Here is a 12,394-nt window from a genome sequence, read left to right on the forward strand (position 1 = left end):
ATGACCCAGTACAGCGACCATCACGGGCCCGAAGGCCTCCGAACCCGCGGCACGATCCTGGTGGTCCCCGGCCGCGGCGAGACCCGGGCGACCTACGCGCGCTTGGGTCGACGACTCGCCGCCGACGCCTACCGCGTCCGGGTGATCGACGCCCCGGCGCTCGACCCCGAGGACCCGGCCGCGTCCCTGACCGGCTTCGCCGCCGAACTCGCCACCGCGGTCGAGGGCACCGCGTCCGAGGACGGTGTCGTGCGACCGCTCGTCCTGGTCGGAGCGGACTCGGGGGCCGCCGCGCTCGCCGCGCTGCTCGGCCGGACGGAGGCCCCGGCGGGCCGACGGCCCGACGCCCTCGTCCTCGCCGGCCTCCCCGGCCCGTCCTCCTCGATCGGCGCCGTCGCCGACACCTGGGACCACGAGCTCGACATCCGCACCTCGTGCCCCGCCCACCGAGGCATCCTCACCCAGGATCCGCAGGTGCGGCGCGGGTCGCTCAACGACGCGATCCCGGACGCCGTCCTGGACGCGGCCTACGACGGCGAAGCCCTCCCGCCCACCCTGCTGCTCGTCGGCGACTCCGATCCGCTGGCCGACCACGAGGCGCTCGCGCGCGTCGCCAAGTCGCTGCCCCGGGCCCGTCTTTCGGCCGTCCACGACGCCCATCACGACGTCCTCAACGACCTCCAGCACCGCTCGGTGGCGGCCGAGGTCGTCACCTTCCTCGAAACACTCCGCAACACCTTGCGGCCCCTGATCACGGTGCGCTCCAGCGCCTGGTGAGGACCCGTCGCCCGGACCTCCCCCGGACGTCCGCCGACGACGCCGGGCCGGGTACCGCGGCCGGGCACCGCGCGCGGCAGTCGCGTCGCCGTGACCGGCCCCCGCGCACCCATCTCCCGTCCTCGCGCGCTCCCCTCTTCATGCGCCACTCGCCCCCTTCACGCATCCGCGTCTCGACCCGGAAGGTTCGCCATGGCCACGATCGTGTCCGTCTCCGGAAGCCCCTCCCCCACCTCCCGCACCACACGGCTCCTGCGCCACCTGGACGACCGGCTGCGCCGCCAGGGCCACGAGGTGACGCCGCTGGAGGTCCGTACGCTTCCCGCCCACGCGCTGCTCGGCGCCGACTTCCGGCATCCGGCGATCGTCGAGGCCACGGCCCTGTTCGAGCGGGCGGACGGGGTGGTGATCGGCACGCCCGTGTACAAGGCGGCCTACTCCGGCCTGCTGAAGTCGCTCCTCGACCTGCTCCCGCAGTACGCGCTGGCCGGCAAGACCGTGCTGCCCCTCGCCACGGGCGGCAGCACGGCCCATGTCCTCGCGATCGACTACGCGTTGCGTCCGGTGCTGAGTTCCATGGGCGCGTCGCACATCGTGCCCGGCTGGTTCACGCTCGACAAGGACGTCACCCTCGGCGACGACGGCACGCCGGCGATCGCACCCGCCGCGGCCCGGGCACTGGAGCAGGTGACGGACCACTTCTCCGCCGCGCTGGGAGGCCGTACGACCGCGCTGGCGTCCACCGGCTGAGCTCGGCCGGCGACATCGTCGGATCGGCGGCGGCCGACGGACCGTTCATCCAGGCGGCCGAGCATCCGACCGCCTCCCCTGCTCTCACGCGACCGCAGTGGGGAGTGGGTTGTCAGTGGGCGGTGGCATGCTGCCGCCAACAACTCCGCTCATGATGATCAAAGGGGGTCCGATGCCTGCTGAACGATCAGGGTCCGACTTGTCCTCCGTCGGCTTCGACTCGGCTTGGTGCGCGACCGACTTGGGTGACTACCGGGCCTGCCGCTACACCTACGAGTACTACCCGTACGAGAGTCTGCCGCCGCTCGACTCCACACGGTTCGCCGGCGCGTTTCAATGGCTCGGCGGCACCGGCGAACCCCTTCCCGAACAGGGCGCGGCACTCGACCGGTTGGGCAAGGACCTGGCGGCCAAGGGCGTGACGCTGCCGCGGGACTTCGTCACCTTCCACACCGACGCCAAGCTGCACCACTCCCTGGACGAGGTCTCGGTGACAAGTTGCTGGACCGATATCTCAGAACCCCTGCCCTGCCCGGTCGAGCCTGGGTCCTTCCTCGTGCGGTTCCTGCGGGATCAACAGGACTGCGTCATCTGGTACCTCTATCTGCGTCCTTCGGGAGAGGCATTCGTGGTGCACTCCGCCCTCGACTACGAACTCGAATACGCGGCACGGCGCGAGGGAGAGGAGACGCGGACCGATCTCGACGATCCGGAGGAGCAAAGAGCCGCAATCCTCTGGTGCGCGCCCTCGTTCGAGGAGTTCGCCCATCGGTTCTGGGTCGAGAACCGTCTCTGGCATTCCCTCCGCGGGAACGACCGGTCCGAGCTCGAGCCCCAGCTGCGGGACTACCTGCATCACTACGCGTCGCCCGGAGAAGTGGCGTAGTCGCGCCCTCGGCGCCCGCCCCAGGGCGCCGGTTGCTCCGCATGAGTGAAGCCGGTGGCCCGCCGCCGGTCGCAGGTGGCCCCCTCCGGGCAGGGTCGGCATCGTTGCCCCCAGCCCGATCGACCGACGTCCTGGAGGACTCCTCATGCTCGGTACAGACTTCAGTACCGGATCGCCCAACTGGCTCGACCTCGGCAGCCCGGACACCGAGGCGGCCGCCGCGTTCTACAGCGCCGTCTTCGGCTGGCGGTTCGTCTCCGCCGGGCCCGAGGCGGGCGGGTACGGGTTCTTCCAGGTCGACGGGAAGACCGTCGCCGCCCTCGGGCCGCTCACCGAGGAAGGGGCGGACTCCGCCTGGATGATCCACTTCAAGGCCGACGACATCCAGTCCACCGTCTCGGCCGTCACGGCCGCCGGCGGCACCGTCCGGATGGAACCCACCGACGTCATGGGCGAGGGCTGGCTGGCACAGGCCACCGACCCGCAGGGCGCCGAGTTCGCGCTCTGGCAGCCCGGCAAGACCGCCGGGCTGGGCATCGCCTCCGCCCCGAACACACTGCTCTGGGCGGAGCTGCACGTCCCCGACCCCGTCGCGGACATCGGCTTCTACCAGGGCCTCTTCGGCTGGCGCAGCCAGGAAATGGAGGCGCCCGGCATGACGTACCGGGTGCTGAGCACCAAGGACGGCGACCAGCAGGACGCCTCCTTCGGCGGGGTCGCGCCGATGGGCGACGGCGCCGGCGGCGGGGTCGAGCAGCCCCGGTGGGTGCCGTACTTCCACGCGGAGGACGTCGACGCCACGGTCACAGCGGCACAGTCCAACGGCGGGTCCGTGCTCATGCCGGCGGCGGACATCCCGGAGGTCGGCCGGATCGCCTGGATCGCGGACCCCTTCGGCGCGGCCTTCGCACTGCTGAAGCCCGACCCGCAGATGTGACCCTGGGTGCCGGCTGACGCGCCGCGCCGACAACGGGCCCGCAACAAGCGCGGCAGTGAGGAGAACAGGAGCGAGGGTCGCGGCGGACTCCCCTGGACCGGCGGGTGTTGACGTGACAGTCGTCCCGCAATCGGCGCCGGTGGAGGAACTTCTCGGCCTGCTGCGTCGCGCTACCGTCGGCGCTGGTCCAGACGCCGGGGATGTCACAGGGCCGGGGCGGCCGCTGTCGGAGTGAGACCCGTACGACCTGAAGCTCCAGCCGCGAAGGGGGGCGGCTCCGTCGAGCCGCCCCCCGTTCAGGTGCTCGGTGCCGGGACCGGCCTGGCCAGCACCTGGTCCATGACCTCGGTGAGGAACCGCGCCGGATCCGTCGCCGACGCCGTGGCGCGCAGCGCGACGATCCCGTCCGGACGGACGAGCAGGGCCCCTTCGTCGGGCAGCCACGGGACCGCGACGCGATGCGCGGGGAGTCCGACGTCCGCCGCCGCGCTGAGCCAGCGCTCGCCGGCGACGCCCACCAGCAGGGTCCACCGGGACGCCACCAGGTCGAGCGTGGAGACTCCGTCGATCCACGCGTGGGGCACGCGTGAACCCGGCGACCCGTCCAGCACCAGGTCCACTGTGGACGGGAGTTCCGGCCGCGGGTCGACGACGGCGGCCGAGTCGTACCTCTGGCCGAGGTGCACGACCGGCGCCGCCCACACCCCCGCCGCCGCCCGGGCGGCGTCGGCCTCGGGTCCGCGTCCCCAGTGCAGCTCCGGGTCGGCGAGCCTGCGCATCGCCTGGTCCAGAGTCGCCGCGGCGACCGGTTCACGTTCGTGCGCGTAGGTGTCGAGCAGCCCGGCACCGGCCTCGCCGTGGTGGACGGCGGCCAGCTTCCACGCCAGGTTGTGCGCGTCGGCGACCCCGGTGTTGAGACCGAACGCGCCCAGGGGCGACACGGTGTGCGCGGCGTCGCCCACGAGGAACACGCGGCCGACGGCGAAGCTTTCGGCCGCTGCGCTCCGGGGCCGCCACGAGAGCACGCTGCGCACCTCGACGTCGAGGTCGGGATCGCCGACCGCCAGCCGGACAGCCGCGGCGCAGCGCTCGTGCGTGAAGTCCTCGGGGCGTTCGCCGCCGTCGACGTCGCAGCGGACGTGGAAGACCCAGTTGGTTTCGCCGTCCACTGTGGCCAGCAGGCCGGGCGCCTCCGGCGTGGTGATCGTGCAGGTGGCGAAGGACATTCCCCGCAGGTGCGGCCGGAGGTCGGCGCGGAACAGGATGTTGATCATCACCTTGCCCAGGTCGCCCGGTCCGGAGGTGCCCACGCCCAGCGCGGTCCGCACGGTGCTGTGCGTGCCGTCGGCGGCGACCACGCGCGTGCACCGCAGCGAGTAGCGGCCGTCGGGTCCCTCCAGTTCGACGTCGACCCCGTCGGGGTCCTGCGCGATGCCGACCAGGCGGGTCGACCAGCGCAGGTCCGCTCCGCGGCGTGCCAGGTCGGCTGCCACGACGGCGTCGAGCCGGTCCTGGGCGCAGACGCCGCGCAGTCTGAACGGCGTCACGTCCAGTTCGTCGGCGGACGGGGTCGGCATGGGCACGGTCACGACGTCGCCGGCGCCCATCTCGACGACGGTCCGCGCCACCGCCTTGCCCACGCCGCCCCGGAGGTCGACCGCGGCGGCGTCGACGGCGGTGTCGAGCCCGAGTTCGCGGAGGACCTCGACGGTGCGCGCTCCGATGCCGGTGGCACGTGGGTGCTCCGACGGCCCGGACCGGCGTTCGACGAGCACCGCGGGGACGCCGTGGTGGGTGAGCAGCGCCGCGGTGAGCAGGCCGACGCTGCCGCCTCCGACCACGAGCACCGGTACGTCTGGATACACTGTCTCCGTCATGGCTACACCGTAGCCAGAAGGTAGGATGCGGGTCAACGAGGAAAGGACCCGCCCCGATGACCGAATCCGTTCCCTCGTCGGTGTGGACCCGGCCGCGCCCCGAGCCGCGTCGACGCGCGCCCGGGGTGGACCAGTACGTGGCCGCCGCAATGGCCATCGCGGACGCGGAGGGACTGGCGGCGGTGTCGATGCGGCGGGTCGCGGGTGATCTCGGTTCCGGGACCGCCTCGCTCTACCGGTACATCACCAACCGCGACGAGCTGGTGGACCTGATGGTCGACGCGGCGCAGGGCGAGGAACCGCTGCCCGAGTCCGCCGAGGACTGGCGTGCCGATCTGGGGGCGGTCGCGCACGCGCTGCGTACGACACTGCTGCGGCATCCTTGGTTGGCGGGCGAACTGACCGGGAGGCCCGCGTTCGGCCCCAACTCGTTGCGGCGGTCCGAGTCCGCGCTGAGCGCCGCCGTCGCGCTCACGCCCGACATCACCCTGGCCTCGCAGGCGCTCGGCGCCGTGCGCGCGTACGTGCTGGGTTCCGTCGCCGCCCAGCAGGCCCTTCTACGCGCGGAGCAGCGCACCGGGCTCAGCAAGGAGGAATGGCAGCACAGCATGGGCCCCTACATCACCGAGGTGCTCGCGGCGGGCCAACACCCGATGCTCGCCCGCCGCGTCCACGAAGCCGAGGAACTCGACCCCGACGTGGAGTTCGCGTTCGGCCTGGACTGCGTGCTCGACGGGCTCGCGGCCCGGCTGGGTCGCTGAACGGCCGGTACGGACAGCGGCTCACGGTCTCCGGGGGAGGACGAGACGGACCCCGCCGAGGACCGCTCAGGACGGGGGGCGCGGCACCTCGAAGTAGGTTCCGGCCGAGAGAGCCGGCCGGACGTCCACCTGGAGAACCGTTCCGTACCGGGCGCGGAGGGACGGCACGGCTTCAGGGTGCTGGGGGGTGATGTCGCACCGGGAGTACACGACGCCTTCCGGGGGGCAGGCGGGTGCTTCCTTGCCCTCCACTTGATGCAGAGGGGGCGTGGTTCCGTGGGACGCCGTGTCCCAGGTGATCGTCACCTCTTCGTCCACCGACTCCAGGTAGGGAGCGGACATCAGTCGCCCGTCGGTATCCACGCCCCGCATCCGCTGGTACCTCAGCGCGTAGTCCATCGATCCTCCGGACGCACTCCCGGGTCCGTTGATGTTGGGCTGCCAGCGCGCGATGTGCGCGGCGTCGATATGCCGCAGCACGTCGGCGACCCCACCTTCGACCCCGAACACGGCACGCCCGCTCATCGAGCAGGTCAGCAAGGGGCCCGTGGCGGGCTCGAAGAGGTTGCCCTCGTCGGCTTCGGCGCAGCTGTCCTCGAACATCACATATCCGGGGCGCATGCCCTCCACGTCACTGAACGGCGCCAGCAGCCCGCGGATACGATCCTCCGCCGCGGCGCGCTTGCGCTGTGCGTCGGCTCCCACGGCCTCGGCCCGCAGCTCAGTGGCGGCGGGCGGTCGGGAGCATGCGGTGGCCACGGTCATCATCAACGCGCATCCCACCGCCAGCACACCGGCGCCCAGTCTCCGATGCGATCCCAATTCCCCACCCCTCCCAGCTGCTTGACCCCTCCTCCCCACACATTTCCACGTGCCGTACAGGAGCACATGAGTAGGCGTACTCAAAGATCCGCGAGCCACACCGGCCGCTCCGTAGCGGCGGATTCGGCGAAACCCTCGCTTGTCGTAGCGGGTGGCCGCGGCCGTGGTGTTCCTCCCGCTGCTGCAGGTCGAGTGATGCCGCAGCGCCCGGAGTTCGCGGCTCAGAGGCCTGTGATGGCCATCCACAGGTCCACGTCGGAGATCATCAGCCGGCCCGGCCGCTGTGCGGCGGTGTCCGGGACGACCGCCCGCACCACGGGCTGGTCACCCTTCTCGATGGTCACCTTCGCGCCGTCGAACTTCGCCGACTCGGCGCGGACAACGGAACGCAGCTTGGCCGCGACACGGTTGGCGGTCGCCTCGTCCTCGACCACGAGGCAGAGCGTCTCGATGTTCTCGGCGGCGGAGGCTGCCTGCTGGCCGAGGGCGGACAAGCGCACCGGCTTGGTGGAAGTGAGTGGATTGAAGTCGGCGCGGTAGACGTCGCCCAGACATTCGGCTGCGCGCCGGTAGTCCTTCCTGTCGGCCAGCGAGGCGCCCTCCTTCGGGTTGACGGCCGCCATGGGGGTGTCGCCCTGGGAGGAGTAGGAGATCTCGTCCTCCGAGACCTGGAACGACGCCCCCGTGCTGCCGGGATGCGCCCAGATCCGTTCGCCGTCGTCCTCGCTCCGCTTGTAGCCGTTCGACTGCAGTGACGCGGTGATGGCGTCGACGTCGAACGAGCCCTCCCAGCGGCCCGCGCTCCTGGTGTCGACAGCCGTGTCGATCTGGGTCACCTTCAGGTGCTGCCCCCACGGCCCGGGCTCGTACGCGTTGAGCAGGCTGCTGCCCGGCTGACCGACAGTGGTGAACCGCTTCTCATCACCCTTGCTCAGCTCCCGCACCTTGGCGGCGTCGAGGTAGGTCACCTGGCTCGTGCCGTTGTCGTCGGCCAGGCTCCCCAGCCCCTCCAGCACCTTGGAACCGTCGCCGACCTGACCGGAGTCGGACGAACAGCCGGTGCCGACAGCCAGGAGGACGGCGAGAGCGGCACCACCGAGGACAGATCTACGCGCTGTTGTGGGCATGGCGAGCAAGCGTACCGGCGGCGGCCCCGCCCCCCACGCCCGGGCACCTTCGTCCCCGGGATCGCCCGACCCTCCTGTCAGGCAGGCCTCGACACGGAAACCCTGGCTCACGCGGTCTCGGCTGCCATCAGTTCGAGGTAGTGGCGAGCAAGGTCCAGATAGTGGGTGCTGTCAGCGACCAGTTCCCCTCGCGTCGCCGGAGCGCCGTGATCGTCGGTGAGGACGGCTTCAGCAGCCTGGAAGAGGTGGAACACGCAGTGGAGCTGCCCGTCCCCGGAACCCTCACCGCCTCCGGGAGCCGCCGGCACGGCAGGAACGCGGACACCCCACGTTCCCTCGATCTCCTCCTCCGTCGCCAGACTGGCCAGGTCGGCGAGCACCGAAGCCTGAGCCCTCGCCGTCCCGATGAACTGATCAGCCGCGGGAAGCCGGGAGAGCTCCATACCGCCGGCGGCGAACGCCTGGACATCCGCGTCCAGCGCCGCCTCGAGCCCCCTGACCGCGACAGCCCAGATGTCCGCCCATACGGCCACCGTCCCGGGCGGTGCGGCCTTCGCGGCCGACGTCAACGTGTCCAGTGCGGTCAGCAAGCCAGGATCAGTGGTCGTCATGACGGGATCCTGCCTCACCGTGCACAGACTCACGCTCACAGAGCGGCACCTTTTGGGCGCGGGTTGTTCTGCCCCGTCACGCGCGCCCGGTCAGCCGCCACCCGAACTCATCGCTCACGAGGGAAGCGCGGTCCGGACGGCCCCAGCGCGAGACCGGGGAAGGACGGGACAGCCCCGGGCCATCGCCTCGGACTCCGGTGCCGGCACCGGCACCGGTTCAACGCCTACGCCACTCCTTGGCCAGCAGTTCGTACGACCGCACCCGGTCCGCGTGCCTGTGGGTGATCGTCGTGATCATCAACTCGTCCGCCCCGGTGGCCTCTTGGAGCTGCGCCAACTGGTCGGCCACCCGTCCCGGGGAACCGACGAACTGCGTGTCGAGGCGGTCCCGGACCAGGGTCCGGTCGGCGTCCGACCAGACGTGGGCGCGTGCCTCGTCCGGAGTGGGGAATTCGATGGCCCCCTCGGCCGTACGGATGCTGCGGACCCAGAGGCCGTAACCCGTCGCGAGTTCGCGGGCGGTCTCGTCGTCCTCGGCGACCACGACGTCGGCGGACACGCTGACGTACGGCTTGTCGAGGACGTCGGAGGGCTGGAAGGCCGCGCGGTACCCGTCCACCGCCTCCAGGACCGTGGCCGGGCTGACGTGGTAGTTCGCCGCGAACCGGAGTCCACCGCGGCCGGCGACCTCCGCGCTCTGTCCGCCGCTGCTGCCCAGGATCCAGAGTTCCAGGTCCGCGCCCTCGCCCGGGACGGCCCGCGCCTCGACGCCGTCGGCGGAACGGTAGGTGCCCGCGAGCAGCGCGAGGATGTCGTCGATCTGCTCGCCGTAGTCCTGCGACTCGGCGTTCGGCTGCTGGAGGAGGGTGCGTTGCAGGGCGACCCGCGGTGAGCCGAGAAGGTGCTCGAAGGAGAAGCGGGGCGGAATGCGGAGGCCGTTCGGGGCGCGGCCGTCGACCACCGGGGTCGCGGTCGCCGGCGGGGCGGAGGGCCCACCGGACGGTCGGCCGCCGGAGCGTCCGAGGCCCAGGTCGAGGCGCCCGGGGTGCAGCGCGTCGATCAGGCCGAACTCCTCGACCGTGGACAGGGCGGTGCGGTGGCCGAGTTGTACGGCTCCGGAGCCGAGCCGGATGGTCGAGGTCGCAGAGGCTGTCAGGGCGAGGAGTACCGCGGGCGAGGTTCCGGCCACGCCCGGGTTGAGATGGTGTTCGGCGAACCAGTACCGGGTGTACCCGAGGCGCTCGGCGCGCCAGGCCAGCTCGATGGAGTTGCGCAGCGCTTCGGCGGCGGTGGAGCCGGACGATATCGGGACCAGGTCGAGGACGCCGAGAGGGATGTCGGACATGTACGGAAGGCTCCTCAGCGGTCGGCGGGTTCGGGCACGCGCGAGGATGCGGGTGCGGGTGTGGACTGCGCGAAGACCGGTCCCCACGGGAACGGCGGATCGGGGATCTCGCGGCGCAGCACCGGCGCGACGGCGGAGTGGAAGAGCTCCAGCGAGTCGCGGTGCTGACGCTCTGTCAGGCCCGCCGCGTCGGCCTGCAGATGGAGCACGGTGTGCCCGAACTGCTCGTGGTAGCGGTGCACCTTGTCGATGATCTGCTGGGGGCTTCCGATCAGCGCCGAGCTGCGCTCGACGAAGTCCTCCAGCGTGCTGAACACCGGTTCGAGGCCGAGTCGCTTCTGGAACGCCAGGTTTCCCTCGAAGACCGGCCGGTAGGCGGTGAGGGCCTCTTGGGTGGTCCGGGCCACATAGACGCCCGCCGTCCCGGCGCCCACCGCGATGTCCGCCGGATCGTGGCCGTAGTGCTCCCAGCGCTCACGGTAGTACCGGATCAACTCGGCGTACGGCTCTATGGGGTTGGTGACGTTGGCGGAGAAGAGCGGGTCGCCGTGGCGGGCGGCGAGATCGACCGACTCCTTGCTGGTCGCGCTGCCGTGCCAGATCCGGATGGGTTGCTGGAGGGGCCGGGGCCACACCTCCGCCTCGTTGAGTTCCGGACGGAAGCGGGTCGCGGCGGTCACCTTGTCCTGCCGCCAGATCTGGCGGAACACGTCGTAGCTCTCGGCGTTGCGGTCCCACTGGTCCTCGGTGGTGACCTGGAACAGGTCCCGCTGGGCGGACCCGTTCCCCTTCCCCACGATCAACTCCAGCCGTCCTCCGGACAGATGGTCCAGGGTCGCGTAGTCCTCGTAGGCGCGTACCGGGTCGAGCAGGCTGAGCGTGGTGACGGCGGTGAACAGGCGGATGCGCGAGGTGAGCGCCGCGAGGTGACTGAGGACGACGGGTGGCGAGGACGAGATGAACGGGCGCTCGTGCCGCTCGCCCACCCCGAAGCCGTCGAAGCCCAGTTCCTCGGCGAGCAGCGCGTTGTCGATCACCTCGCGGAAGCGGTCGTTGGTCGGTTTCTGGATTCCGGTGACCGGGTGGGGGGCGTGCACGATCAGGGTGATCGCCAGGAACTTCATGACGCCACCCGGTCGGCCGCCGCCCCGGCGTCGGGGTGGGCCAGGCCCAGGTGGTCGCGCAGGGTGCTGCCCTCGTAGTCGGTGCGGTAGATGCCGCGTTCCTGGAGGAGCGGGACGACCGTGTCCGCGAAGGAGTCCAGACCGCCCGGTGTGATGTGCGGGACGAGGATGAAGCCGTCCGAGGCGTCGGCCTGGACGAAGTCGTTGATGGTCTCGGCGACGGTGGCGGGGGTGCCGACGAAGGCCTGCCGGTTGCCGGTCTCGATGACGAGGTCGCGGATGGACCAGTTGTTGGCGGCCGCCCGCTCCCGCCACTCGCGGGCGGTGGCCAGCGGGTCGCGGTACATCCTGACCTGGGCGCGGCCGCGGGCGATGGTGTGCTCACCGAGGTCCGGGTCGATGTCCGGCAGGGGGCCGTCCGGGTCGTAGCCGGACAGGTCGCGGTTCCAGACGAACTCCAGGTGCTTGAGGGCGGTGGCGCCGCTGACCTGGGCGCGCCGCACCTCACGGGCGCGCTCCTCGGCCTCGGCTTCGGTGTCGCCGAGTACGAAGGTCGCGGCGGGCAGGATCAGCAGCTGGTCGTGGCGGCGGCCGTACCGGGCGAGGCGGCTCTTGACGTCGGTGTAGAAGGCCTGGCCCTCCTTGAGGGTGGCGTACCGGCTGAAGATGGCGTCGGCGCCGGCGGCGGCGAACTCGCGGCCTTCCTCGGAGTCGCCGGCCTGGAAGATCACCGGGCGGCCCTGCGGGGACCGCGGGACGTTGAACTGGCCCTCGATGTCGAAGTGTTGTCCCTGGTGGACGAAGGCTCCGGCCTTGGCGTCGTTCAGGAAGGTGCCGGTCTCCTGGTCCGCGACGATCTCGTCCCCGCGCCAGGAGTCGAAGAGTTCGTTCGCCGTGGTCAGGAACTCCTTGGCCCGGGAGTAGCGCTCCTCCTGGGGCAGGAAGCCGCCGCGGCGGAAGTTCTCGCCGGTGAAGGCGTCCCAGGAGGTGACGACGTTCCAGGCGGCGCGTCCGCCGGAGAGGTGATCGAGGCTGGCGAACTGGCGGGCCACCTCGTAGGGCTCGTTGAAGGTGGAGTTGATGGTGCCGGTCAGGCCGAGGTGCTCGGTGACGGCGGCCAGCGCGGTGAGGATGGTGAAGGTGTCCGGGCGTCCCACGACGTCCAAGTCATAGATCCTTCCCCCCTGTTCGCGCAGGCGCAGGCCTTCGGCCAGGAAGAGGAAGTCGAACTTGGCGCGCTCGGCGGTCCGCGCGAAGTGCGCGAAGGAGCTGAACTCGATGTGGCTGCCGGCGTCGGGGTCGCTCCACACGGTGGTGTTGTTGACACCGGGGAAGTGCGCCGCGAGGTGGATCTGCTTGAGCGGTTTGCTCATGGTC

General features: G+C 71.3%; 12 protein-coding genes. 5 read left to right on the forward strand and 7 right to left on the reverse strand.

Annotation, left to right across the window (positions count from 1 at the left end):
- The 4 genes from ACFWBT_RS00385 to ACFWBT_RS00400 all read left to right on the forward strand — a co-directional run bounded on the left by ACFWBT_RS00385 (window position 1) and on the right by ACFWBT_RS00400 (window position 3,350).
- Window positions 1-777 carry an alpha/beta hydrolase gene (locus ACFWBT_RS00385; protein WP_385693929.1) on the forward strand — a complete coding sequence of 259 codons (777 nt, stop codon included), beginning with the start codon at window positions 1-3 and terminating at the stop codon, window positions 775-777.
- A 192-nt stretch (window positions 778-969) separates the two neighbouring features.
- Window positions 970-1,527: an NADPH-dependent FMN reductase gene (ssuE, locus tag ACFWBT_RS00390; protein WP_385693932.1), complete on the forward strand. Its 558-nt coding sequence runs from the start codon at window positions 970-972 to the stop codon at window positions 1,525-1,527.
- Between the two features lie 172 nt (window positions 1,528-1,699).
- On the forward strand, window positions 1,700-2,413 hold the full coding sequence (locus tag ACFWBT_RS00395; protein ID WP_385693935.1) for a hypothetical protein: 714 nt from the start codon (window positions 1,700-1,702) through the stop codon (window positions 2,411-2,413).
- Between the two features lie 145 nt (window positions 2,414-2,558).
- Entirely contained in the window at window positions 2,559-3,350 is a 792-nt protein-coding gene (locus tag ACFWBT_RS00400) for a VOC family protein (protein ID WP_385693938.1), read from the forward strand.
- A 296-nt stretch (window positions 3,351-3,646) separates the two neighbouring features.
- Here the strand turns inward: ACFWBT_RS00400 and ACFWBT_RS00405 are convergent, their stop codons facing one another.
- The gene (locus ACFWBT_RS00405; protein WP_385693941.1) at window positions 3,647-5,227 is read right to left on the reverse strand and encodes an FAD-dependent monooxygenase; all 1,581 of its coding nucleotides are present in this window, start codon (window positions 5,225-5,227) and stop codon (window positions 3,647-3,649) included.
- 56 nt (window positions 5,228-5,283) lie between these two features.
- Between ACFWBT_RS00405 and ACFWBT_RS00410 the strand changes: the two genes are divergently transcribed.
- Entirely contained in the window at window positions 5,284-5,988 is a 705-nt protein-coding gene (locus ACFWBT_RS00410; protein WP_385693944.1) for a TetR/AcrR family transcriptional regulator C-terminal domain-containing protein, read from the forward strand.
- Window positions 5,989-6,054: 66 nt separating this feature from the next.
- Here ACFWBT_RS00410 and ACFWBT_RS00415 read toward each other — a convergent pair whose 3' ends face one another.
- The 6 genes from ACFWBT_RS00415 to ACFWBT_RS00440 all read right to left on the reverse strand — a co-directional run bounded on the left by ACFWBT_RS00415 (window position 6,055) and on the right by ACFWBT_RS00440 (window position 12,390).
- Complete coding sequence (locus tag ACFWBT_RS00415) at window positions 6,055-6,747, reverse strand: hypothetical protein (protein ID WP_385693947.1); 693 nt, start codon at window positions 6,745-6,747, stop codon at window positions 6,055-6,057.
- Between the two features lie 284 nt (window positions 6,748-7,031).
- Complete coding sequence (locus tag ACFWBT_RS00420; protein WP_385693949.1) at window positions 7,032-7,937, reverse strand: hypothetical protein; 906 nt, start codon at window positions 7,935-7,937, stop codon at window positions 7,032-7,034.
- A gap of 107 nt (window positions 7,938-8,044) precedes the next feature.
- Window positions 8,045-8,548, reverse strand: a complete 504-nt coding sequence (locus tag ACFWBT_RS00425; protein WP_385693952.1) for a hypothetical protein — start codon at window positions 8,546-8,548, stop codon at window positions 8,045-8,047.
- A 217-nt stretch (window positions 8,549-8,765) separates the two neighbouring features.
- The gene (locus ACFWBT_RS00430; protein ID WP_385693954.1) at window positions 8,766-9,893 is read right to left on the reverse strand and encodes an LLM class flavin-dependent oxidoreductase; all 1,128 of its coding nucleotides are present in this window, start codon (window positions 9,891-9,893) and stop codon (window positions 8,766-8,768) included.
- Window positions 9,894-9,907: 14 nt separating this feature from the next.
- Window positions 9,908-11,017: an LLM class flavin-dependent oxidoreductase gene (locus ACFWBT_RS00435; RefSeq protein WP_385693956.1), complete on the reverse strand. Its 1,110-nt coding sequence runs from the start codon at window positions 11,015-11,017 to the stop codon at window positions 9,908-9,910.
- Window positions 11,014-12,390 carry an NtaA/DmoA family FMN-dependent monooxygenase gene (locus tag ACFWBT_RS00440; protein WP_385693959.1) on the reverse strand — a complete coding sequence of 459 codons (1,377 nt, stop codon included), beginning with the start codon at window positions 12,388-12,390 and terminating at the stop codon, window positions 11,014-11,016. The genes ACFWBT_RS00435 and ACFWBT_RS00440 overlap by 4 nt, the downstream gene beginning before the upstream one ends.
- Between the last annotated feature and the right edge of the window lie 4 nt (window positions 12,391-12,394).

It is taken from the genome of Streptomyces sp. NPDC060027 (genome assembly GCF_042737005.1).
In the GTDB taxonomy this organism is placed as follows: domain Bacteria; phylum Actinomycetota; class Actinomycetes; order Streptomycetales; family Streptomycetaceae; genus Streptomyces.